This window comes from Rhizobium sp. KDH_Rht_773_N, from assembly GCF_052946295.1.
Genome location: NZ_CM129525.1, coordinates 3,327,787 through 3,352,091 on the forward strand (window position 1 = coordinate 3,327,787; position 24,305 = coordinate 3,352,091).

At 61.5% G+C, this 24,305-nt stretch carries 20 protein-coding genes; 11 read left to right on the plus strand and 9 right to left on the minus strand.

Features of this window, described 5'->3' with window-relative positions:
- The first annotated feature begins 94 nt into the window (after positions 1-94).
- Positions 95-3,868 (plus strand): methionine synthase, encoded by a 3,774-nt coding sequence (metH, locus tag ACU8HS_RS16460; protein ID WP_112757419.1) that lies wholly within the window; start codon positions 95-97, stop codon positions 3,866-3,868.
- Positions 3,869-3,871: 3 nt separating this feature from the next.
- Here the strand turns inward: metH and ACU8HS_RS16465 are convergent, their stop codons facing one another.
- From ACU8HS_RS16465 to ACU8HS_RS16480, 4 genes are all read right to left on the minus strand, one after another.
- Positions 3,872-4,291 carry a type II toxin-antitoxin system RelE/ParE family toxin gene (locus tag ACU8HS_RS16465; RefSeq protein ID WP_112757417.1) on the minus strand — a complete coding sequence of 140 codons (420 nt, stop codon included), beginning with the start codon at positions 4,289-4,291 and terminating at the stop codon, positions 3,872-3,874.
- Complete coding sequence (locus ACU8HS_RS16470; protein WP_112757415.1) at positions 4,288-4,554, minus strand: type II toxin-antitoxin system ParD family antitoxin; 267 nt, start codon at positions 4,552-4,554, stop codon at positions 4,288-4,290. Before ACU8HS_RS16470 ends, ACU8HS_RS16465 begins: the two co-directional genes overlap by 4 nt.
- A 61-nt stretch (positions 4,555-4,615) precedes the next feature.
- Positions 4,616-5,380, minus strand: coding sequence for a GntR family transcriptional regulator (locus ACU8HS_RS16475; protein ID WP_112564665.1), 765 nt, complete (start codon positions 5,378-5,380; stop codon positions 4,616-4,618).
- Positions 5,377-6,261 (minus strand): N-acetylglucosamine kinase, encoded by an 885-nt coding sequence (locus ACU8HS_RS16480; RefSeq protein WP_112757413.1) that lies wholly within the window; start codon positions 6,259-6,261, stop codon positions 5,377-5,379. Before ACU8HS_RS16480 ends, ACU8HS_RS16475 begins: the two co-directional genes overlap by 4 nt.
- 529 nt (positions 6,262-6,790) lie before the next feature.
- Here ACU8HS_RS16480 and ACU8HS_RS16485 point away from each other — a divergent pair.
- The 5 genes from ACU8HS_RS16485 to ACU8HS_RS16505 all read left to right on the plus strand — a co-directional run bounded on the left by ACU8HS_RS16485 (position 6,791) and on the right by ACU8HS_RS16505 (position 12,211).
- Positions 6,791-8,050: an ABC transporter substrate-binding protein gene (locus tag ACU8HS_RS16485; RefSeq protein ID WP_112757411.1), complete on the plus strand. Its 1,260-nt coding sequence runs from the start codon at positions 6,791-6,793 to the stop codon at positions 8,048-8,050.
- 281 nt (positions 8,051-8,331) lie between these two features.
- Positions 8,332-9,279, plus strand: a complete 948-nt coding sequence (locus tag ACU8HS_RS16490) for a carbohydrate ABC transporter permease (protein WP_112564671.1) — start codon at positions 8,332-8,334, stop codon at positions 9,277-9,279.
- Between the two features lie 13 nt (positions 9,280-9,292).
- Complete coding sequence (locus ACU8HS_RS16495; RefSeq protein ID WP_112564673.1) at positions 9,293-10,135, plus strand: carbohydrate ABC transporter permease; 843 nt, start codon at positions 9,293-9,295, stop codon at positions 10,133-10,135.
- Entirely contained in the window at positions 10,132-11,199 is a 1,068-nt protein-coding gene (locus ACU8HS_RS16500; protein WP_112757409.1) for a Gfo/Idh/MocA family protein, read from the plus strand. The genes ACU8HS_RS16495 and ACU8HS_RS16500 overlap by 4 nt, the downstream gene beginning before the upstream one ends.
- Before the next feature lie 10 nt (positions 11,200-11,209).
- On the plus strand, positions 11,210-12,211 hold the full coding sequence (locus ACU8HS_RS16505) for an ABC transporter ATP-binding protein (RefSeq protein WP_112703144.1): 1,002 nt from the start codon (positions 11,210-11,212) through the stop codon (positions 12,209-12,211).
- A 157-nt stretch (positions 12,212-12,368) separates the two neighbouring features.
- Here the strand turns inward: ACU8HS_RS16505 and ACU8HS_RS16510 are convergent, their stop codons facing one another.
- The 5 genes from ACU8HS_RS16510 to ACU8HS_RS16530 form a co-directional block, all read right to left on the minus strand.
- Positions 12,369-13,430, minus strand: coding sequence for an ABC transporter ATP-binding protein (locus tag ACU8HS_RS16510; protein WP_112703145.1), 1,062 nt, complete (start codon positions 13,428-13,430; stop codon positions 12,369-12,371).
- Positions 13,431-13,442: 12 nt separating this feature from the next.
- Positions 13,443-14,231, minus strand: a complete 789-nt coding sequence (locus ACU8HS_RS16515; protein WP_112564681.1) for an ABC transporter permease — start codon at positions 14,229-14,231, stop codon at positions 13,443-13,445.
- Entirely contained in the window at positions 14,228-15,121 is an 894-nt protein-coding gene (locus tag ACU8HS_RS16520) for an ABC transporter permease (RefSeq protein WP_112564683.1), read from the minus strand. Before ACU8HS_RS16520 ends, ACU8HS_RS16515 begins: the two co-directional genes overlap by 4 nt.
- Positions 15,122-15,197: 76 nt before the next feature.
- Positions 15,198-16,301, minus strand: a complete 1,104-nt coding sequence (locus ACU8HS_RS16525) for an ABC transporter substrate-binding protein (RefSeq protein ID WP_112564685.1) — start codon at positions 16,299-16,301, stop codon at positions 15,198-15,200.
- Between the two features lie 189 nt (positions 16,302-16,490).
- A complete protein-coding gene (locus tag ACU8HS_RS16530) occupies positions 16,491-17,363 on the minus strand; it encodes a MurR/RpiR family transcriptional regulator (RefSeq protein ID WP_112564687.1) in 873 nt (290 codons plus the stop codon).
- Positions 17,364-17,540: 177 nt separating this feature from the next.
- Between ACU8HS_RS16530 and ACU8HS_RS16535 the strand changes: the two genes are divergently transcribed.
- The 5 genes from ACU8HS_RS16535 to ACU8HS_RS16555 all read left to right on the plus strand — a co-directional run bounded on the left by ACU8HS_RS16535 (position 17,541) and on the right by ACU8HS_RS16555 (position 24,128).
- The gene (locus ACU8HS_RS16535) at positions 17,541-18,311 is read left to right on the plus strand and encodes an N-formylglutamate amidohydrolase (protein WP_112753292.1); all 771 of its coding nucleotides are present in this window, start codon (positions 17,541-17,543) and stop codon (positions 18,309-18,311) included.
- Between the two features lie 120 nt (positions 18,312-18,431).
- A complete protein-coding gene (locus ACU8HS_RS16540) occupies positions 18,432-19,979 on the plus strand; it encodes an amino acid permease (RefSeq protein WP_112753293.1) in 1,548 nt (515 codons plus the stop codon).
- A 146-nt stretch (positions 19,980-20,125) separates the two neighbouring features.
- Positions 20,126-21,490, plus strand: a complete 1,365-nt coding sequence (locus ACU8HS_RS16545; protein WP_112753294.1) for a glutamine synthetase family protein — start codon at positions 20,126-20,128, stop codon at positions 21,488-21,490.
- Between the two features lie 101 nt (positions 21,491-21,591).
- Complete coding sequence (locus ACU8HS_RS16550; RefSeq protein WP_112753410.1) at positions 21,592-22,977, plus strand: aldehyde dehydrogenase family protein; 1,386 nt, start codon at positions 21,592-21,594, stop codon at positions 22,975-22,977.
- Entirely contained in the window at positions 22,974-24,128 is a 1,155-nt protein-coding gene (locus tag ACU8HS_RS16555) for an iron-containing alcohol dehydrogenase (protein WP_112753295.1), read from the plus strand. Before ACU8HS_RS16550 ends, ACU8HS_RS16555 begins: the two co-directional genes overlap by 4 nt.
- Positions 24,129-24,305: the final 177 nt, after the last annotated feature.

Sequence of the window (24,305 nt, forward strand, 5' to 3'; positions counted from 1 at the left end):
CTTGCAATGGCCTAAACCGATCGGCATATGTTGACATAAAGATATCTTTATGTGATTTGTCGTTTCCGATCTTATGATGTCAAGGAGCCTTCCCGTGTTCGATAGTCTTTTTGGTCCCGAAGGGGGCAAGCGTGATGGCAGTGAAGTGTTTGCGGCGCTGAGACAGGCCGCCAGCGAACGCATTCTCGTTCTTGACGGCGCCATGGGTACGCAGATCCAGGGCCTGGGCTTCGATGAAGACCATTTTCGCGGCGACCGCTTCATCGGTTGCGCCTGCCACCAGAAGGGCAATAACGACCTCCTGATCCTGTCGCAGCCGGACGCGATCGAGGAAATCCACTATAAATACGCCAAGGCCGGCGCCGATATCCTCGAAACCAACACCTTCTCCTCGACCCGCATCGCGCAGGCCGATTACCAGATGGAAGGCGAGGTCTATGCGCTGAACAAGGAAGGTGCCGAGATCGTGCGCCGCGCCGCCCAGCGCGCCGAGCGCGAGGACGGCAAGCGCCGCTTCGTTGCCGGCGCCATCGGCCCGACCAACCGCACGGCCTCGATCTCGCCCGATGTCAACAATCCGGGCTTCCGCGCCGTCACCTTCGACGACCTGCGCGAAGCCTATGCCGAGCAGATCGACGGCCTGATCGACGGCGGCGCCGATATCATCCTGATCGAGACGATCTTCGATACGCTGAACGCCAAGGCTGCGATCTTCGCCTGCGAGGAGCGTTTCGAGGCCAAGGGCATCCGCCTGCCGGTGATGATCTCGGGCACGATCACCGACCTTTCGGGCCGTACGCTTTCCGGCCAGACGCCGAGCGCTTTCTGGAATTCCGTGCGCCACGCCAACCCTTTCACGATCGGCCTCAACTGCGCCCTCGGCGCCAATGCGATGCGCCCGCATCTGCAGGAGCTTTCGGGAGTCGCCGACACTTTCGTCTGCGCCTATCCGAATGCCGGCCTGCCGAACGAATTCGGCCAGTATGACGAAACGCCGGAATCCATGTCGGCACAGATCGAGGGCTTTGCCCGCGATGGCCTCGTCAATATTGTCGGCGGCTGCTGCGGTTCGACGCCGGAGCATATCCGCGCGATCGCCGAGGCCGTTTCCAAGTACAAGCCGCGCCCGATCCCGGAACACAAGCCGCAGATGTCGCTGTCGGGCCTCGAGCCCTTCCAGCTCACCAAGGACATTCCCTTCGTCAATGTCGGCGAGCGCACCAACGTCACCGGCTCGGCGCGTTTCCGCAAGCTCATCACCAATGCCGATTTCACGGCAGCGCTCGATGTGGCCCGCGATCAGGTCGAGAACGGCGCGCAGGTGATCGACATCAACATGGACGAGGGCCTGATCGATTCCGAAAAGGCGATGGTCGAGTTCCTGAACCTGATCGCCGCCGAGCCCGATATCGCCCGCGTGCCCGTGATGATCGACAGTTCGAAATTCTCGATCATCGAAGCCGGCCTGAAACGCGTACAGGGCAAGCCGATCGTCAACTCGATCTCGCTGAAGGAAGGGGAGGAGAATTTCCTCGCCCAGGCCCGCCTGCTGCGCAACTACGGCGCTGCCGTCGTCGTCATGGCCTTCGACGAGACGGGGCAGGCCGACAGCTACGAGCGCAAGGTGGAGATCTGCACCCGCGCCTACAAGCTGCTGACGGAAAAGGTCGGCTTCCCGCCCGAAGACATTATCTTCGACCCGAACATTTTCGCGGTGGCGACCGGTATCGAAGAGCACAACAATTACGGCGTCGATTTCATCGAGGCGACGCGCACGATCCGCAAGACCATGCCGCTCGTCCATATTTCGGGCGGCGTATCGAACCTCTCCTTCTCCTTCCGCGGCAACGAGCCGGTGCGCGAGGCGATGCATGCCGTATTCCTCTACCACGCCATTCAGGCGGGCATGGACATGGGCATTGTCAATGCCGGCCAGCTGGCGGTCTACGACCAGATCGATCCGGATCTGCGCGAGGCCTGCGAAGACGTGGTGCTGAACCGCCGCTCCGACGCGACCGAGCGGCTGCTCGAGGTTGCAGAGCGCTTCCGCGGCGCCGGCGGCAAGGAAGCCAAGGCGCAGGATCTTTCCTGGCGCGAATGGAGCGTCGAGAAGCGTCTCGAACATGCGCTGGTCAACGGCATTACCGAATATATCGAAGCCGATACCGAGGAAGCCCGCCAGCAGGCCGCGCGCCCGCTGCATGTCATCGAAGGCCCGCTGATGGCCGGCATGAACGTGGTCGGCGACCTTTTCGGCTCGGGCAAGATGTTCCTGCCGCAGGTGGTCAAATCCGCCCGCGTCATGAAGCAGGCCGTGGCCGTTCTTCTTCCCTACATGGAAGAGGAGAAGCGGCAGAATGGCGGCGAGGAACGCAAGGCTGCCGGCAAGATCCTGATGGCGACCGTCAAGGGCGACGTGCACGATATCGGCAAGAACATCGTCGGCGTCGTGCTTGCCTGCAACAATTACGAGATCATCGATCTCGGCGTCATGGTGCCGGCCACCAAGATCCTCGAAACGGCGGTTGCCGAAAAGGTTGATGTCATCGGCCTTTCGGGCCTCATTACGCCGTCGCTTGACGAGATGGTGCATGTGGCGGCCGAAATGGAGCGGCAGGGCCTCGACCTTCCGCTGCTGATCGGCGGGGCGACGACCAGCCGCGTGCATACGGCCGTCAAGATCCATCCGGGCTACAGCAAGGGCCAGACGGTTTATGTGACCGATGCCAGCCGCGCCGTCGGCGTCGTGTCCGCGCTGCTGTCGCCGGAGGGCCGCCAGACCTATATCGACGATATCAGGGCCGAATATGCCAAGGTCGCTGCCGCACATGCGCGCAGCGAAGCCGAGAAGGTGCGCCTGCCGCTCGCCCGCGCCCGCGAGAATGCACAGAAGGTCGACTGGGCGGCCTACACGCCGACCAGGCCGAGCTTCCTCGGAACCAAGGTATTCGAAGATTACGATCTGGCCGAGCTTGCCAAGTACATCGACTGGACGCCGTTCTTCCAGACCTGGGAACTGCGCGGCCGCTACCCGGCGATCCTCGAAGACGAGAAGCAGGGCGAAGCCGCCCGCGCGCTCTGGGCCGACGCCCAGGCGATGCTGAAGAAGATCATCGACGAAAAGTGGTTCCGCCCGCGCGCCGTCATCGGCTTCTGGCCGGCCGGTACCGTCGGCGACGATATCCGCCTGTTCAAGGACGATGCGCGCAAGGAGGAGTTGGCGACCTTCTACACGCTGCGCCAGCAGCTTTCCAAGCGCGACGGCCGCCCGAATGTGGCGCTGTCGGACTTCGTGGCCCCTGTCGACAGCGGCGTGCAGGATTATGTCGGCGGTTTCGTCGTCACGGCCGGTTTCGAGGAGATCGCCATCGCCGAGCGTTTCGAGCGCTCGAACGACGACTATTCCTCGATCCTCGTCAAGGCGCTTGCCGACCGCTTCGCCGAAGCTTTCGCCGAGCGCATGCATGAGCGCGTGCGCCGCGAATATTGGGGTTACGCCAAGGACGAGCACCTGTCCAACGAGGAGCTCATCACCGAGGCCTATGCCGGCATCCGCCCGGCGCCCGGCTATCCGGCGCAGCCCGACCATACCGAGAAGAAGACGCTTTTCGGCCTTCTCGACGCGGAAAATACCGCCGGCGTGAAGCTGACGGAGAGCTACGCGATGTGGCCCGGCTCGTCGGTCTCCGGCATCTATATCGGCCACCCCGACTCCTACTATTTCGGCGTTGCCAAGGTGGAGCGCGACCAGGTGGAGGACTATGCCAAGCGCAAGGGCATGGAGATTTCCGAAGTCGAGCGCTGGCTCGGGCCGGTGCTCAACTATGTGCCGCGCAAAGCCGACGAGGATATCGAAGACGCGGCCTGAAACTTAAGTCTTTTCCATCGTTTGGAGCTGCAGACTTAGTGATTGATTCAATGAATGATAAAGCCGGGACGTGTTTCGCGTCCCGGCTTTATCCTTTTGAAATAAAAGATTATTTCCTATTGCCATGTCCGTCGTAATCTGACGGCCGCCGTAGAAAACGCCAAGGATCATAACCCTGTCGTCATTCACCTGAAAGGCGATGCTGACACGGCTTCCATATCCGATTATGCGCAGACCCTCCCGAAGCTCCGTGCGTTCGGTGCCGCGTTTTGGAAAGGTGTGAAGTTCAAGGCAGAATGTCCGGATGCCGGAAATGAAGTCCCAGGCGATAACAGGGCCGGCTTGCTCTGCGATATAGTCATAAAGCGCCGCGAGTTCGCGTTGCGCCTCGGGATGAAAGGCGACGCGATATTCAGGTATCATTGATCCTTCGCAACGCGCGTTTTATGTCGGATCTCTAATTCTTCAAAGACCGTCTCCAGTGGAACGGCTTTTTCAGGCTTCTGCTTCAGATCGTCCATGCGCGGGACGATCTCATTGCGCAGCCAATGTTCCCGTGCATCTTCGTAGTCTTCAAGCATACGAAGGCCCGCTCGTACGACTTCGCTGGCATTATTGTAGCGCCCGGATTCGAGCTGCTTCTTGATGAACTGTTCGTAGCGTTCACTCAATGCGATGCTTACCATATCCGCCTCCGGATAATAAGCTCGGGCCCGGATTGTAGCAATAGATGTTACTGATGAACAATCAAGTCGCCCCGATCGTCAGTTCGGCAACGAAGTCATAGGCGTCGCCGCGATAGAGCGAACGGGTGAATTCCACTGCGCGGCCGGAGCCGAGATAGGAAATACGCTCGATGGAGAGCCCGGCCTGGCCGACGGGCACGCCGAGCAGGTGGGCGTCGGCTTCCTTCATGTTGGTTGCGGATATCCTCTGGACGGCGCGCACGGGGCGCACGCCGCGACGTTCCAGTTCGGCATAGAGCGAATTGGTGACGGCGGAGGGGTCCGGCAGGAATTCGCCCGACACGCTCGCATGCTCGATCGCCAGCGGTTCGTCGTCGGCGATGCGCAGGCGTGAGAGGCGCGAGACCTTGATGTCGGTCCCGAGGCCAAGGATCATCATCTCGTCCGGGGAGGGCGTGTGGATGCCCTTGTGCAGCCATTCGGAACGGGCGCTCATGCCGCGCCTTGCCATGTCCTCGGTAAACGAGGTCAGCTGCGACAGGCGCTGCTCGACCCTGGAAACCGGTTTGGCGACGAATGTGCCGGAGCCGTGGCGGCGCACCAAGAGCCCATCGGCCACAAGCTCGTCGATCGCCTTGCGCACGGTGACGCGGCTGACGGCGGCGAACTCGGCAATGTCGCGTTCCGGGGGCAGGGCATCGCCATGGGCGAGCGTGCCGGTGCGCACGGCATCTTCCAGCGTGCGGCGCAGCTTGACGTAGAGCGGGCCGGTGCCGCCGGCCTGCAGGCGCTCGGGCGAAAGGATGGTGGCGAGATCGTCGGTCATGCCGCGCCTCCCGTCCGTCCGTTCACGAGCTTGACGGCGAGATCGACCGCACCCTGCAGCGCATCGGCCTTGGGTTCGGCAAGCAGCGCCTTGTGCCGCTCCGCGATCCAGGGACGATAGGCCCTGGCGAGCCCGCCAAGCAGGCAGATGGACGGGCATTTCGGCCAAAACAGCGCGTCGAGACTTTCCTCGATCGCGCAGGCAGCATCCCTGACGATTCCGAGTGCGGTCGCATCGTCAGCCGCAGCACTTTCGAAAACCATGGGCGCGTAGCGGGCGAAGTCGGCCGGACGCGCCGTATGGGCGAATTCGACGACGCGCTCGGGATCGTTGCCGTATTCGGCCATGAGCCTATCCGTCAGCGCCGAGGCGGGGCGGACCTTGTCATAGGCAAGCAGCGACTTTTCCAGGAGGTCGCGGCCGAGGCGGGCGCCGCTTGCCTGATCGCCGACGATCGAACCCCAGCCGCCGATGCCGTGCAGTCTGCCGTCCCGGCGGGCATTGTAGACTGAACCGGTGCCGAGCGCGCCGACAATGCCATCGGCGTCACCCAAGGCGCCCTGCAGCGAAATCCGCGCATCGGTGACGACCTGCCTGTTTCTGAAGGGCAGGGCCTTTTCGATACGTTTGCCGTAATCGCCGACATTGGCGCCGGCCAGGCCGATCACCGCGGAGGTCGTGGAAACGGTTTCACCTTCGAATCCCGCATCGCGCAGAGCCGCCTGCGCACATTGGACGATATTGACGAGAGAGTTTTCCAGATCGGAAAGGATATTGGCAGGGCCTGCCTTGCCGCGGCCGATGACATTGCCCATTCTGTCCGCAACTGCGGCCCGGCAGCTTGTTCCGCCGCCATCTATGCCGATTGCAAGTTCCGTCATCGGACCTCCGGATACGCGGTTCCCTTATGTTTTTTAATACCATACCAAAAAAATACCATTTACCAAGCGGAAATGGTTCGAAAATCATCTCTTTTTATCATATTGATTTTGTTCAATAAAATTTTTAGGTGAATTTTCTCGGGTCCAGAAGTTAATTTCGGCTGGACAATTGGTATTTTTTTGGCCTTAATTCCGGAAAAGGGAACAGCGTATCGAGGCATGTGAAAACCGGCAAAGACAAGAGCGTCGGCCAGGCTTCGAGAAAGGTGCAGACAGCAATCCGCATGGCCGGCGTGGCTGGCGGACGGCGAGGCATCTTCCCAGGCTTTCCCTCATTTTCTGGCGCCCGGTTCAGCGTATCGGGAGGGCGCAGCGTCCGGCGGCAGGCTCGCGCCTTGTCTGCCGGCAGAGCTTCGGGGCCGGCAGTCTTGGCGGCTCCAAAAGGGGCGTTGGGTGTTTCCTCAGACACGCCAACCGCTTGTTTCAGATCAAAAACAGCGCCTAACGGCGCTTAAAACAGGAGAGGGAAATGAAAAACACTGCTCTGAAAAGCTTGCTGCTGGCTTCCAGCCTGCTGTCGTCGGCCGGTCTCGTTCATGCCGCCGACGTGACGCTCACGGTCGAAAGCTGGCGCAACGACGACCTGCAGATCTGGCAGGAGAAGATCATCCCGGCTTTCGAAGCCAAGAATCCGGGCATCAAGATCGTCTTCTCGCCGACCGCTCCGACCGAATACAACGCTTCGCTGAACGCCAAGCTCGACGCCGGCTCTGCGGGCGACATCATCACCTGCCGTCCGTTCGACGCTTCGCTCGAACTCTTCAACAAGAAGCAGCTCGTCGACCTGACCAGCCTGTCCGGCATGGAAAACTTCTCGCCGGTCGCCAAGGCCGCCTGGTCGACGGACGACGGCAAGTCGACCTTCTGCGTGCCGATGGCTTCGGTCATCCACGGCTTCATCTACAACAAGGATGCCTTCGACAAGCTCGGCATCGCTGTTCCGAAGACGGAAGACGAGTTCTTTGCCGCCCTCGACAAGATCAAGGCCGACGGCACCTATATCCCGCTCGCCATGGGCACGAAGGATCTCTGGGAAGCCGCAACCATGGGCTACCAGAATATCGGCCCGAACTACTGGAAGGGCGAAGAGGGCCGCGAAGCCCTGATATCCGGCAAGCAGAAGCTGACGGATGCCGACTGGGTCAAGCCCTATGAAGAGCTTGCCAAGTGGAAGCCCTATCTCGGCGACGGTTTCGAAGCCCAGACCTACTCGGACAGCCAGAACCTCTTCACGCTCGGCCGCGCCGCCATCTATCCGGCCGGTTCCTGGGAAATCGCGCTGTTCAACACGCAGGCGCAGTTCAAGATGGGCGCCTTCCCGCCGCCGGTTCCGAAGGCCGGCGACCAGGGCTACATTTCCGACCATCCGGATATCGGCGTCGGCCTGAACGCCAAGAGCACCCACCAGGAAGAAGCCAAGAAGTTCCTCACCTGGGTCGCTTCGCCCGAGTTTGCCGATATCTACGCAAACGCACTGCCGGGCTTCTTCAGCCTGAATTCCAACCCGGTCAAGATGAGCGATCCGCTCGCTCAGGAATTCGTTTCCTGGCGCGGCCCGTACAAGTCGACCGTCCGCTCGACCTATCAGATCCTGTCGCGCGGCACGCCGAACCTCGAAAACGAGACCTGGGTTGAATCGGCAAACGTCATCAACGGCACGGATACGCCTGCCGCTGCTGCCGAGAAGCTCCAGAAGGGTCTGGACAGCTGGTACAAGCCGGCAAAGTGATGTGAAGGAAAACCCCTCCGCAACCCCTCCCCGCAAGGGGAGGGGCTTCGCGCGCCGCAGGTGTTGCGGTTCCGGCAGGGAGGGGATCGCGCCCAAAAGTCTTCTTCCCCCTTGCGGGGAAGAGGTCCGGCTGGCCGGAAGGGGTCTTTTGTCATGTCACAGGCATGGCAGTTCGCTATAGCGAAGCGACACCTGAGAGATGGACAAAGTTCAGCTTTTCGGCCCCAGTTTCGATCCGTGCTGTGCTTCCATGCCAGTCAATAACAACAAGGCGAGTGCTAATGAGCGAAGCCGACAACGCAGTCGACGTGGTCCCGATCAAGCGTCCGATACGCTGGCATATCGGGATTTTCCTTCTTCCGGCCTTCATCGTCTATTCGGCGATCATGATCCTGCCGCTGATCGAAACGCTCCGGCTTTCCTTCTACAATACGGTCGATGGGGCCTCGACCTTCGTCGGGCTCGCCAATTACAAGGTTCTGTTCGGCGATCCGCGCTGGGTGCATGATTTCTGGAATGCGCTGCGCAACAACGTGATCTTCTTCATCATTCACATGTGCGTGCAGAATCCGATCGGTATTGCGCTGGCGGCACTGCTTTCGACGCCGCGCCTGCGCTTCGTCGCCTTCTACCGCACGGCGATCTTCCTGCCGACGCTGCTGTCCTTCGTCATCGTCGGCTTCATCTGGAAGCTGATCCTGTCGCCGATCTGGGGTGTCGCGCCCTGGCTGATGAGCCTCGTCGGCCTGAAATGGGCCTTCGCGCCCTGGCTCGGCCAGTCCGGCCCGGCGCTGATCGCGGTCTCGCTGATCTCCAACTGGCAATATATCGGCATCCCGATGATGCTGATCTATGCCGCACTTCTGAGCATTCCGGAGGAAGTGATCGAGGCTGCCGAATGCGACGGCATTACCGGCTGGGCGCAGTTCTGGAAGATCAAGCTGCCGCTGGTGCTGCCGGCGATCGGCATCATCTCGATCCTGACCTTCGTCGGCAATTTCAACGCCTTCGACCTGATCTATACCGTGCAGGGGGCGCTTGCCGGCCCCGATATGTCGACGGATATTCTCGGCACGCTGCTCTACCGCACCTTCTTCGGCTTCCAGCTGCAGCTCGGCGACCGGTCCATGGGGGCGACGATCGCCACCGTGATGTTCCTCATCATCCTTGCCGGCGTGTCCTTCTATCTTTTCGCCATCCAGCGGCGCATGCGTCGCTACCAGTTCTGAGGAGTGTGAGCCTATGTCGAACAGAGCGCGCACATCCCCCATCCGCACCGGCCTCGTGCATCTGGCGCTGATCGCCTATACGCTGATTGCCGTCTTCCCGGTATTCCTGACGATCGTGAACTCCTTCAAGGACCGCAACGCGATCTTCCGCTCGCCGCTGCAGGTGCCGACACCCTCGACCTTCAGCCTGATCGGCTATCAGACCGTGCTGGGGCAGGGTGACTTTGCTACCTATTTCCAGAACAGCTTCATCGTGACGATCGTTGCGATCTTCCTCGTGCTGCTGTTCGGGGCGATGGCGGCTTTCGCGCTGTCGGAATATCGGTTCAAGGGTAACACCCTCATGGGCCTCTACATGGCGATCGGCATCATGATCCCGATCCGCCTCGGCACGGTCGCCATCCTGCAGGGCATGGTGGCAAGTGGCCTCGTCAACACGCTGACGGCGCTGATCCTCGTCTACACGGCGCAGGGCATCCCGCTTGCGATCTTCATTCTCTCGGAATTCATGCGCACCGTCTCCGACGACCTGAAGAATGCCGGGCGCATCGACGGGCTCTCGGAATATGCGATCTTCTTCCGCCTCGTGCTGCCGCTGGTGCGGCCGGCCATGGCGACGGTCGCCGTCTTCACCATGATCCCGATCTGGAACGACCTGTGGTTCCCGCTGATCCTGGCACCGTCCGAGGCGACCAAGACCGTGACGCTCGGCTCGCAGATCTTCATCGGCCAGTTCGTGACCAACTGGAACGCGGTTCTGGCGGCGCTGTCGCTGGCGATCCTGCCGATCCTCGTTCTCTACGTCATCTTCTCGCGGCAGCTGATCCGCGGCATAACCTCGGGAGCCGTCAAGTGAGCCAATCCGAAAAGCCGATCCGCGTGCTCGTTGCCGGCCTCGGCAATATGGGCCGCAGCCATGCGCTCGCCTATCACAACAATCCGGGCTACGAGATCGTCGGTCTCGTCAACCGCTCCAAGCCGAGCCAGTTGGCACCCGAGCTGGAGCAGTACACGATCCATCCCGATTTCATGACGGCACTTGCCGAGCTGAAGCCGGATCTCTGCTCGATCAACACCTATTCCGACAGCCATGCCGATTATGCGGTCGCCGCCTTCGAGGCCGGTTGCGACGTCTTCGTCGAAAAGCCCTTGGCAACGACGGTTGCCGATGCCGAACGCGTCGTTGCAGCCGCGAAGAAGGCGAAGAAAAAGCTGGTGATCGGCTATATCCTGCGCCACCACCCCTCGTGGATCAAGCTGATCGAGGAAGCGCGCAAACTCGGCGGTCCCTATGTCTTCCGCATGAACCTCAATCAGCAGTCCAGCGGCCCGACCTGGGCGACGCACAAGTCGCTGATGCAGACGACCTCGCCGATCGTCGATTGCGGCGTCCACTATGTCGACGTCATGTGCCAGATCACCGATGCCAAGGCAGTCGAAGTGCGCGGCATGGGCCTGCGCCTGTCGAACGAGATCGCGCCCGACACGTATAATTACGGGCATCTGCAGGTGCTCTACGAAGACGGTTCCGTCGGCTGGTACGAGGCCGGCTGGGGGCCGATGATTTCGGAGACCGCCTTCTTCGTGAAGGACGTCATGTCGCCGAACGGGGCCGTTTCGATCGTCATGGACCCGAAGGCGAAGTCCGACGATATCGACACGCATACCAAGACCTCGGTCATCCGGCTGCACACGGCGGAAACCGGGCCTGACGGCAAGTTCATCCGTCCCGATCAGGACATGACCATGACGGGCGAGCCCGGCCACCAGCAGCTTTGCGACCTGGAGCAGGCCTTCGTGCTGCGCGCCGTGCGCGAGGATATCGACCTTACCCGCCACATGGACGATGCCGTGGCTTCGCTGCGCATCTGCCTTGCCGCTGACGAAAGCGTGCGCACCGGCCGACCGGTTAGACTATAAGGAAAGACTAGTGGGATCGCTTCAACTCAAATCCATCCGCAAGGCCTACGGCACGCATGAAGTGCTGAAGGGCATCGACCTTGAGGTTAAGGACGGCGAATTCGTCATTTTCGTCGGCCCGTCCGGCTGCGGAAAATCGACCCTGTTGCGCAGCATTGCCGGCCTGGAAGACGTCACCTCGGGTGCCGTCATCATCAACGGCAAGGAGGAGACGCTGACGCCGCCGGCCAAGCGGGGCATTGCCATGGTGTTCCAGTCCTACGCGCTCTATCCGCACCTGACGGTGAAGGACAATATGGGCCTTGGCCTCAAGCAGGCAGGTACCGCCAGGGACGAGATCGAAAAGCGCGTTACCAGGGCCTCGTCGATGCTGTCGCTCGAACAGTATCTCGCCCGCCGCCCGTCCGAGCTTTCGGGCGGCCAGCGCCAGCGCGTGGCGATCGGTCGTGCGATCGTGCGCGAACCGGAACTCTTCCTGTTCGACGAGCCGCTGTCCAACCTCGATGCGGCGCTGCGCGTGCAGACGCGCCTTGAAATCGCCCGCCTGCACCGCAGCCTCAAGGCGACGATGATCTACGTCACCCACGACCAGGTCGAGGCCATGACGCTCGCCGACAAGATTGTGGTGCTGAATGCCGGCGCGATCGAGCAGATCGGCTCGCCGATGGAACTCTACAATCGCCCGGCCAATGTCTTCGTTGCCGGTTTCATCGGCTCGCCGCAGATGAACTTCATTCCCGGCGACAAGGTGGGCGACGGGCAAGCCAAGACGGTCGGCATCCGGCCGGAGCATCTGACGCTGTCGCGCGACAGCGGCACCTGGAAGGCGAAGACCGTGCATGTCGAGCATCTCGGTGCCGACACCATCGTCTACCTGGAATCCGAGCAGTGCGGGCTCATCACCGCGCGTCTCTTCGGCGAGCATAAGTATGAGCCGGATGAGATCGTCTATGCGACGCCGGATGGCACGCATATCCATCGCTTCGACGCAAACGACAGGGCGATCCGCTGATCGCTGGTCGAGTGAGGAAGCCCCGCCATCGAGCGGGGTTTTCTGTTCTTGAGACGCAAGCGCCTTCAACCGGGAACCGGGCGCATGACGCTGCGCTCGCAGCAAACGAAAAAAGGCGCCGTGCGGCGGCGCCTTCATCGCAAGTTTTTCTGTGCGATCAGTCGCGGATGACCAGCAGGTCGGCGGCCATGAAGCGCAGCGTTACGGTTTCGCCGGCCGACGGCGGCGTGACGCCGGGGCTGTTGAACATGTCGAAGGAGATGACGTTGCCGCCGACATCCATGCGGGTGCGGATGACCGAGCCGAGGAAGTGGGCGGAGACGACCTGACCGGTGAGCGCCGTATCGCTGCGCGCGCCTTCGGCGAGCGAGCCGGCCTCCGGACGCAGCGCCAGCTGGACGGTGTCGCCGGCCTTGTAGGTCTGGACCGACTGCTTCAGCGTGACACCCTGATCGCCGATCTGGATGCGGTTGCTGTCGGGATCGACCACCTTGGCTTCGATGAGGTTCAGCGTGCCGACGAAGGAGGCGACGAAACGCGTTGCCGGCGTGTTGTAAATCTCGTAGGGCGTGCCGATCTGGTCGGCCTTGCCGGCGTTCATGACGACGATGCGGTCGGAGATCGACAGCGCTTCTTCCTGGTCGTGCGTGACGAAAACCGTGGTGATGCCGAGCGACTGCTGGATCTGGCGGATTTCCTCGCGCAGCGATACGCGGATCTTGGCGTCGAGGGCCGACAGCGGCTCGTCGAGCAGCAGGACCTGCGGCTTGACGGCCAGGGCACGGGCAAGGGCGACGCGCTGCTGCTGGCCGCCCGACATCTGGTAGGGGAAGCGGTCGGCCAGATGCTCCAGCTTGATGAGGCCGAGCATTTCCTTGACGCGCTTGTCGATTTCCGGCTTTGCGGCGCCCGCGACCTTCAGGCCGAAGGCGACGTTGTCATGCACCGTCATGTTCGGGAAGAGGGCATAGGCCTGGAAGACCATGCCGATGTTGCGCTGGTTCGGCTTCAGCGCCCGCTGGTCCTTGCCGTCGATGGTCAGCGTGCCGCCGGTCGGCGTTTCGAAACCGGCGATCATGCGCAGAACGGTCGTCTTGCCGCAGCCGGAGGGGCCGAGGAAGGAGATGAACTCCCCTTTCTCGATGTTCATGTTGAAGTTCTTGACGACCTGTGTCTGGCCGAAAGATTTCTGAATGTTGGTCAGCGTAAGAAAAGACATGAGCCAAATACCTTATGCTTTAGCCGGGCGGGCTTTGCCAAAGCGTGAAACGAGGTTGAGCAGGCCCATGCTGAGCCAGGTGATCGAGAATGCGATAACTGCGAGCGCAGACGGCTCATAGGCCTTGTTCGCACCGACGAGCTGCAGGTAGGGGCCGAAGGCCGGGCGGTTCAGAAGGGCTGCGAAGGTGAATTCGCCCATGACGATCGCGAGCGTGATGAAGGCGCCCGAGAGCACGCCGCTCATGACGTTCGGGAAGATGCATTTGAACATGATCGTCGTCCAGCTGGCGCCGAGGCTTTCGGCCGCTTCCGTCAGCGTGCGCACGTCGATGGCGCGCATGGCGGTATCGACCGAGCGGTACATATAGGGCAGCGAGAGCGTGATGTAGGAGATGACGAGCAGGATGTTCGTTCCTGTCGTGAAGCCCGTCAGCGGCAGGATCGAGGACGAGTTATACATTCGCAGATAGCCGAAGACGATGACGATCGCCGGGATGACGAGCGGCAGCAGCGTGATGAATTCGACGATCTGGCGCATCTGCGGAACGCGCAGGCGAACCCAATAGGCCGTCGGCACGACGAGCAGCATGCCGAAGACGATGGTCAGCAGCGCCATCAGCATCGAATAGCCGAAGGTTTCCTGGAACTGCGGGTCGGAGAAGACGGAGCGGTAGGCATCGAAGCTGTAGACACCGCGGCGCATACGCAGCGAGAATTCCAGCGTGCCGAGGAGCGGTACGAAGAAGTAGATCGCACCGATGATGATGGCGATCCAGGCGCCGATACGTTGTCCGGTCATTTCTGCCACCGTTCGGCGCGCATGCGCAGCATGAGATAGAGGACGTTCGAAACGCCGGTGATGACGATCATGCCGAGCGCGATCGCGTAACCGAGGTTCGCGTTGTGAAGCACGTCGCCGCGGATCTGCGCATAGAGCAGGATCGGCACGATGTTGAGCGACGAACCGGTCAGCGCGTAAGCCGTGGCGATAGCACCGAAGGCATTGGCGAAAAGCAGCAGCGTCGTGCCGAGCAGGCTCGGCCACAGGATCGGCAGGGCGACCATGGTCCAGTACTGGCGGTTGGTGGCGCCGAGGATCTGGGAGGCTTCGCGCCATTCCTTTTTCATGCCGTCGAGAGCCGGCGTCAGGATCAGCACCATCAGCGGGATCTGGAAATACATGTAGGTGATAGTCAGGCCGAAGAAGGACAGCAGGTTGAAGCCCGTGCTGTAGAGATCGAAGCCGAACCATTCTCGCAGAAAGACAGTAGCAAGGCCGGTGCGGCCGAGCGTCGCCAGGAACGAGAAGGCGAGCGGAATGCCGGCGAAGTTCGAGGCCACGCCGGAGAAGGTGAGCAGCGTCGAGCGGACCCAGGTCGGCAGGCCGCCGAGCACGACGGCCCAGGCAAGGAAGAAGCCGATCAGCGCGCCGCCGAGGGCGGAAGCCACCGAGACCTTGATACTGATCCAGTAGGCGCTGAGGATCGACGGCGTGAAAAGGTCGCCGATGTTCCTGAAAGTGAATTGTCCCTCGGGCGTAAAAAACGCGCCCACGACCAGGTAGAGCGTCGGTATGATCAGGAATAACAGCGAGAATATAATGAAAGGCGCAATGCCCAGCCAGTCGATCACTCTGTCTTTGTTGATCAAGGGCGCGGCGCTGACCATAGGCGTTGAAACTGTGCTCATGGAAAAGCTCTTCCTGGGGCCACGGAACGAGAAAGGCCTCCCCGTCGATTAGAGACGGAGAGGCCGGGTCAGTCAATTACTTGACGTTGGCGCCTACAACGCTGTCCCACTGCTTGGTGATGACGGCAGCACCGGCGTTCTGTTCTTCAACAGACGGGAAGACGGCCTTTGCGTAGCCTTCAGCCGGCGGCAGCTTGTCGAGCAGTTCCTTCGGAACCAGGCCCTTCTGGGCGAGGTCGTTGAAGCGGATCGGGTGGCAATAGCCCTTCAGCCAGCCGATCTGGCCTTCGTCCGAGTACAGGAATTCCATCCAGAGCTTGGCAGCGTTCGGATGCGGAGCGAAAGCGGAGATTGCCTGCACGTAAACGCCGGCAACAACGCCCGTCTGCGGAACGACGACTTCGACCGGCGGGTTGCCGTTCAGGCTGTCGCGCCATGCGAGGCCGTTATAGTCCCAGCCGATGACGATCGGGGTGGAGCCCTGAGCGAGCGAGGCGGACTTGCCGATAACCGGAACGAGGTTGCCGGCCTTGTTGAGGTCGCCGAAGAACTTCAGGCCGGCTTCACCGGCCTTGGCGGCATCCTTTTCACCGGCAGCCAGGCCAGCGGCGTAAACAGCCTGGTAAGCCTGGTTGGAAACGCGCGGGTCGCCAGCGAGCGAAACGGTGTTTGCGTATTCCGGCTTCTTCAGGTCGGCCCAGTCCTTCGGGACGTTCTTGACGATGTCGGTGTTCACGATGAAGGTCAGGGCACCGTAGTAGTCGCCGTACCAGTAGCCTTCGGCGTCCTTGGCGGAGTCCGGAATGGAATCCCAGGTGGAGACCTTGTAAGGCTGGATCAGGCCGTCCTTCTTGGCGGACGGGCCGAAGGAGAGGCCGACGTCGACAACGTCGGGAGCCTGCGGGCCGGTGTTGCCCTTGTTGGCCTTGATGGCTTCGATTTCGTCGCCCGAACCGGCGTCCGGGTTCAGTTCGTTGACTTCGATGCCGTACTTTGCCTTGAAAGCAGCGATCAGATCGCCGTAACCGCACCAGTTGTGCGGCAGAGCGATCGTCGTCAGCGTGCCTTCCTTCTTGGCGGCAGCGATAAGATCGGCGCTCGGTTCAGCGGCTGCGATCGCAGTCGAAGCTACGATCATCGCAGTAGAAAGCGAAAGCAGTCGAGAAATGTTAGAGATCACTGTTGTTCTCCTTCGGGTTTTCAGTGTCCGATGTGCTGTTACTGTCGTTAGATGAAGCTTGTATGACAATTGCATGACGTTAATTTTGCCATGAATAGCAGGCGCTTGCGGCAGATGTTTCGTTTGCGACAGGCTGTTCTGTTTCCGCGAAATCCGTCATTGTTTTTGCCCTTGTTTTAGTTCTCCCTCCTAACCGGGTTTGCGGAAAAGCCGGGTCTGTTCGAACAGGCCTTCCAGCGTTTTCATGCGCTCCTTCGTCTCGTCCCAGGTCGAATTCTGCACCGCTTCGATGAGCGCCTCGACGATGAAGAGCGTGACGACGGAGGAATCCCATGCCGACGGCGCCTCGATCTGCACGCGAAAGGCGTGGCGGGCGAGCTTGGCTGCGGGCGAGGCCCACTGGTCGGTAAAGACGACGATCTCGGCGCCGCGCTTGGCTGCGGCGGTGGCAAGGCTGACCATTTCCTGCTCGTAGCGGCGGATATCGAAGATGATCAGCAGGTCGCCCGGATTCATATTGAGGACATATTGCGGCCAGCTCGACGAATTGGAGGAGAGCAGGGCGGTGTTCGGGCGGATGACCTGCATATGGGTGAAGAAATATTCCGCAAGCGCGCCGGTGATGCGGCCGCCGACGAAATAGAGCGTGCGTTTGCGGTCCGAGAGCAGGGCGGCGACATTGTCGAAGGTCGCGGTGTCGAGATCGCTGAGCGTCTGGCGCAGATTGCCCATGATGGCATCGGCGAAACGGTTCAATATATGCGTGCCGGGCGCGTTCTGAGCCCAGCGGTCGTGCTTGGCGATGGGGTTGGAAATCGTCGCCTCGACTTCCTGATGCAGGTGCTGCTGGAAATCGGGATAGCCCTTGTAGCCGAGCTTCTGGACCATGCGCACGACCGTCGGCGTCGATACGCCGGCATTTTCGGCGATGGTGGTGATGCTGCCGAGGCCCGAAACGGGATAGTTGTCGAGCAGGCTTTCGGCCAATTGTTTTTCAGCGCGCGTGAGCACGCCGAGATGCGAATGAATGACGTCCGAAACGGTCTTGGCCGCGACACTCACGTGATTTTGCTCCCCGGGATGGTCTGGCGCCACTTTCCCACCGAAAGTTAACAACGCTGTCACAATCCATGTCAATGACTGTCATGAAAAGAAATTTTCAGAGTGCGCTTGACACTCTCGTGAAGCTGAAGAATTCTTTTCTTATAAAGAATTTATTAAGCGATGGGGGAGGTGCCGTTGGTGCTGGCTCAGGCCCGAATTCTCAGCGAAGCGGACGGTGATTGCGTCGCAATCGAACGCGCTCACGGCCAGAGCCCGGTGCTGCTGGTCTGCGAGCATGCATCCCGCACGCTTCCTGAACATTTCGGCAATCTCGGCCTCTCCGACGAAGCGCTGTCGAGCCATATCGCCTGGGATCCGGGCGCGCTGGCCGTTGCCCGCGCCATTTCGTCCGCTCTGGATGCGACGCTGATCTACCAGCGCTTCTCCCGGCTGATCTATGACTGCAACCGGCCGCCGGACTCGCCAGGCGCCATGCCCGAGGTCAGCGAGATCTATGCGATACCCGGTAACAAGGATTTGAGCGAAGACGAGCGCAAGGCCCGCACGGAGGCGCTCTACCTGCCCTTCCATGACGGGGTGCGCGCGCTGATCCGCGACCGGCAGGCGAGGGGGCAGGATAGCGTGATCGTGACGATCCACAGCTTCACTCCGGTCTATAATGGCAGGCCGCGCGCCGTGGAGCTCGGTATCCTCCACGATGAGGACAGCAGCCTTGCCGACCGCATGCTGGGTTTTGCGGCCGAGGCGCCGCTTTACCGCACCGAACGCAACGAACCCTACGGACCGGAGGACGGCGTCACGCACACGCTGATCCTGCACGGCATTTCCAACGGGCTTCGCAATGTCATGATCGAGGTCCGCAACGACCTCATCGCAGACGATACCGGCCAAGGGGTCGTGGCCGACTATCTCACAAGGCTGCTCCAGCAAAGCCTGGACGCCTGAATAAAAAGAAGACCCCGGGGAGCAGTTTAACTGCGAACAGCCCGCAAGGCGAAAAGCCACGGGCACTATTGGCACAGGATCGCCGGCAATCCCGCGGGCGATTGTCAACAGGGGGAAGTCATGTCGGACTATTCCGAAAGTGATAAGAAGCAGGATATGCATATCCTGCATTCCATGGGCTATGCCCAGGAACTCGAACGGCGGATGAGCTCGTTCTCGAATTTCGCCGTTTCCTTCTCGATCATCTGCATCCTGTCGGGCGGCATCAACTCGCTCGCGCAGGCAACGGCGGGTGCCGGCGGTGCCGCAATCGGCATCGGCTGGCCGCTCGGCTGCTTCGTTTCGCTCGTCTTTGCCGTCGCCATGGCGCAGATCAGCTCCGCCTATCCGACGGCGGGCGGCCTCTATCACTGGGGGTCGATCCTCGGCAACCGCTTCACGGGCTGGCTGACCGCCTGGTTCAACCTGCTCGGTCTCGTCACGGTTCTCGGCGCCATCAACGTCGGCACCTATTATTTCTTCATGGGTGCCTTCGGCACGAGCTATCTCGGGCTGACGGACACGACGGTGGTGCGCATCGTCTTCCTGGTAATCATCACCGGCGCGCAGGCGCTCGTGAACCATATGGGCATCGGGCTGACCGCAAAGCTTACGGACTTCTCGGGCTACCTCATCTTCGCAACCGCGATCGTGCTTGCTGCCGTATGCCTGCTTGCCGCACCGTCCTACGAGTTCGGCCGCCTCTTCACCTTCGCCAACTATTCCGGCGAGGCTGGCGGCAACGTCTGGCCGACGACCTCGGGCGTCTGGGTGTTCCTGCTCGGCCTGCTGCTGCCGATCTACACGATCACCGGCTACGACGCTTCGGCCCATACGTCGGAAGAGACCGTCAAGGCGGCGCATTCCGTTCCGCGCGGCATGGTGTCCTCCGTGCTCTGGTCGGCGCTCTTCGGCTACATCATGCTGTGCGCCTTCGTTCTGATGCTGCCCAATATGGACGACGCGGCAAAGCAGGGCTGGAACGTGTTCTTCTGGGCGATGGACACGCAGGTCAATCCGGTCGTGAAGGACATTCTCTACCTCGCGATCCTCGTCAGCCAGTGGCTGTGCGGCCTTGCAACCGTCACCTCGGTTTCGCGCATGATCTTCGCCTTCTCGCGTGACGGCGGCCTGCCGGCCTCCAAGGCGCTGTCGAAGGTCAGCCCGAGTTACCGCACGCCGGTTGCCGCCATCTGGACGGGCTCGATCCTTTCGGTGCTGTTCGTCTGGGGTTCGTCGCTGGTTTCGATCGGCGAGACGCCGGTCTACACGATCGTCGTGTCGTGCACGGTCATCTTCCTGTTCTTCTCCTTCGCGATCCCGATCACGCTCGGCCTGTTCGCCTGGGGAACCTCGAAGTGGGACAAGATGGGGCCATGGAATCTCGGGGAGGGCATGTTCAAGCTCTTCGCCGTTCTCTCCATCCTCGCCATGGTCCTGATCTTCGTGCTCGGCATCCAGCCGCCGAACGACTGGGCGCTCTACATCACGGTCGGCTTCCTTATCCTGACGGGCATCGTGTGGTTCGGCTTTGAAAGCCGCCGCTTCAAGGGGCCGCCGATCGGCGAGGAAGTGGCAAGGCGCCAGGCCGAAATCGCAGCGGCCGAGAAGGCCGTCGGCGAAGTCTAAGAACTGAGGCTTCCCTCTCACATGGCGGGGCCGCACCGTGCGGCCCCATCACGGTTCAACGAAAAGGCATCGGGCGGGTTTGTCCCGGCGGTCGCATGCCGTTTCGCTGTCCCGATTTCCCAGGTTCAATTTCAGGCGGATACATCATGAGCAGCTACACTCTCGACGATCTCAGACAGGACGTTGCCGACGGGCGCATCGATACGGTGCTGGCCTGCCAGGTGGACATGCAGGGGCGCCTGATGGGCAAGCGTTTCCAGGCGGAATATTTTCTCGAAAGCGCCTGGAAGGAAACGCACAGCTGCAACTATCTGCAGGCGACCGACATGGAGATGGAAACCGTCTCCGGCTACAAGGCCACCAGCTGGGAAAAGGGCTACGGCGACTATACGATGAAGCCGGACCTTTCGACGCTGCGTATCATTCCCTGGCTCGAAGGCACGGCTCTGGTGCTCTGCGACGTGCTGGACCACCATACGCACGAGGAGGTTGCCCATTCGCCGCGCGCGATCCTGAAGAAGCAGGTCAAGCGCCTGGAGGCCATGGGCATGAAGGCCTACATGGCCTCGGAACTCGAATTCTTCCTGTTCGACCAGACATACGAGGCGGCGCAGGCGTCCGGCTACCGGAACCTGAAGCTCGCCAGCGCCTATAACGAGGATTACCACATCTTCCAGACGACCAAGGAAGAGGAGGTGATGCGGGCGATCCGCAAGGGGCTGCAGGGCGCCGGCATCCCGGTCGAGAATTCCAAGGGCGAGGCATCTGCCGGCCAGGAAGAAATCAACGTGCGCTACGCCGACGCGCTCACCATGGCCGACCGGCATGCGATCATCAAGAACGGCTGCAAGGAAATCGCCTGGTCCAAGGGCAAGGCAATCACCTTCCTCGCCAAGTGGCACTACAATGCCGCCGGTAGCTCCTCGCATATCCACCAGTCGCTCTGGAGCCTGGAAGAAAAGCCGCTGTTCTTCGACCATACCGGCCATCACGGCATGTCGCCGCTGATGCAGAACTATATTGCCGGCCTGCTCACCCATGCGAGCGAGATCACCTATTTCCTCGCGCCCTATATCAATTCCTACAAGCGCTTCATGGCCGGCACTTTCGCGCCGACCAAGGCGGTCTGGAGCAAGGACAACCGGACGGCCGGCTACCGCCTCTGCGGCGAGGAGACCAAGGCGATCCGCATCGAGTGCCGCGTCGGCGGCTCCGATCTCAACCCCTATCTCGCCTTCGCGGCGCTGATCGCGGCCGGCATCGACGGTATCGAGAAGAAGCTGGAACTGGAGGCGCCCTATGTGGGCGATGCCTATTTCGGCAAGGATATCCGCGAGATCCCGCGCACGCTGCGGGCCGCCACCAGGGCGATGACGGAATCGGAGATGCTGCGCGCAGCCTTCGGCGACGAGGTGATCGACCACTATACGCGCGCGGCCGAATGGGAGCAGGAAGAATACGACCGCCGCGTGACGGATTGGGAAGTGGCGCGAGGCTTCGAGAGAGCTTAAGAACATATCCGAAGCGGAAAGCCGCGCCCCCGGATTCTCCTGATGAGGAGGGCGTGGGCGCGACATTCGCGACGGCCCAGAAGAAAACAGGATTTTTGATCATGACAATGATCCAATGCATTTCGCCGGTCGACGGCTCCGTTTATGCGGAGCGTCCGGCTCTGTCGCTCGACGCCGCCAAGGAAGCGGTGGCGCGTGCGCGCAAGGCGCAGAAGGCATGGGCCAGACGCCCGCTCGAAGATCGCGTCCAGCTGGTGCTGAAGGGTGTCGCCCGTCTCAACGAGATGTCCGATGTCGTCGTGCCCGAGCTTGCCTGGCAGATGGGCCGGCCGATCAAATACGGCGGCGAATATCGCGGCTTCAACGAGCGTTCCAACTACGTCGCCTCGATCGCCGCCGACGCTCTGGCGCCGCTCGTCGTCGAAGAGAGCGACAGGTTCGAGCGCCGCATCGAGCGCGAAGCCCATGGCGTCGTCTTCGTCGTGGCGCCCTGGAACTATCCTTACATGACGGCGATCAACACGATCGCCCCGGCGCTGATGGCCGGCAACACGGTCGTGCTCAAACATGCGTCGCAGACGCTGCTCGTCGGCGAGCGGCTGGTGCAGGCCTTCGTCGAGGCCGGGATTCCCGAGGATGTGTTCCAGAACGTCTTCCTCGACCACGAGACGACCTCGGCGCTGATTGCCGCCGGCAGCTTCAACTTCATCAATTTCACCGGCTCGGTCGAGGGCGGCCGCTCGATGGAGCGCGCCGCGGCCGGCACCTTTACCGGCCTCGGCCTGGAGCTCGGCGGCAAGGATCCGGGTTATGTGATGGAGGATGCCGATCTCGATGCCGCCGTCGATACGCTGATGGACGGCGCGACCTATAATTCCGGCCAGTGCTGCTGCGGCATCGAGCGCATCTACGTGCATGAATCGCTCTATGACGCCTTCGTCGAGAAATCGGTCGCCTGGGTGTCGAACTACAAGCTCGGCAATCCGCTCGACCCCGAAACGACGCTCGGCCCGATGGCGCACAAGCGCTTCGCCAAGGTGGTGCGCGAGCAGATCGCCGATGCGGTTGCCAAGGGCGCCAAGGCGCTGGTCGATCCCAAGCTTTTCCCGGCCGATGACGGCGGCGCCTATCTCGCGCCGCAGATCCTCGTCAATGTCGATCATTCCATGGCCTTCATGCGCGAAGAGACCTTCGGCCCGGCCGTCGGCGTCATGAAGGTGAAGAACGATGACGAGGCGCTGGCGCTGATGAACGACAGCCAGTACGGCCTGACGGCTTCCCTCTGGACCAGGGATGCGGAGCGGGCAGGGCGGCTCGGCCGCGAAATCGAAACCGGCACCGTCTTCATGAACCGCGCCGACTATCTCGATCCGGCGCTGTGCTGGACCGGTGTGAAGGAAACCGGCCGCGGCGGCTCGCTGTCGATCATCGGCTTCCACAACCTGACGCGCCCGAAATCCTACCACCTGAAGAAAGTCACAGCATGAGCAGCGCCAACATCACCGCCAACTGGAGCTATCCGACATCAGTCAAGCTCGGCCGCGGCCGCATCAAGGAACTGGCCGACGCCTGCAAGAGCCTCGGCATGAAGAAGCCGCTGCTCGTCACCGACCGCGGCCTTGCCGCGATGGCGATCACCCGCAACGCGCTCGGCATTCTCGAAGACGCCGGCCTCGGCCGGGCGATCTTTGCCGATGTCGATCCGAACCCGAACGAGAAGAACCTCGAAGCCGGCATCAAGGCCTTCCGTGACGGCGGCCATGACGGCGTCGTCGCCTTCGGCGGCGGCTCGGGCCTCGATCTCGGCAAGTGCGTCGCCTTCATGGTCGGCCAGACGCGCCCCGTCTGGGATTTCGAGGATATCGGCGACTGGTGGACCCGCGCCAGCGTCGAAGGCATTGCGCCGATCGTTGCCGTGCCGACGACGGCCGGCACCGGCTCGGAAGTCGGCCGCGCCAGCGTCATCACCAATTCGGTGACGCATGTGAAGAAGATCATCTTCCACCCGAAGTTCCTGCCGGGCGTCGTCATCTCCGATCCGGAACTGACGGTCGGCATGCCGAAGATCATCACGGCCGGCACCGGCATGGATGCCTTCGCGCATTGCCTGGAAGCCTATTCCTCGCCCTTCTACCACCCGATGTCTGCCGGCATCGCGCTGGAGGGCATGCGGCTCGTCAAGGAATTCCTGCCGCGCGCCTATAAGGAGGGCACGGATCTCGAAGCCCGCGCCAACATGATGTCGGCCGCCGCCATGGGCGCTGTCGCCTTCCAGAAAGGGCTTGGTGCCATCCACGCGCTCTCGCACCCGATCGGCGCCGTCTACAACACCCATCACGGCATGACCAATGCCGTCGTCATGCCGGCAGTATTGCGCTTCAACCGTCCGGCGATCGAAGAGAAGATCGGACGTGCCGCTGCCTATCTCGGCATATCGGGCGGTTTCGACGGTTTTTACGACTACGTGCTGAAGCTGCGCTCGGAACTCGGCGTGCCGGAAAACCTTTCTGCCATGGGAATCACCCCCGACCGGATCGACGAACTGGCGGCAATGGCGATCGAGGACCCGAGTGCGGGCGGCAATCCGGTTGCGATGACGCTGGAAAATACCAAGACTCTGTTCAAGGATTGTTTCTGAACAGACAAGAGGCGGACCTGCAAACTGGCCCGGAAAGCCTTGGCTTTCCGGGCCTTTTTGCGTTTCAGGGCGTCCGTGTTCCTGAGGGTGCGAGAAATCGAGGCCGCAATTTCGGCGGGCGCGTTTAGAATTTGTTAACCACGATTGGAAAGGATGGGTTAACCGCACGATGCTCCG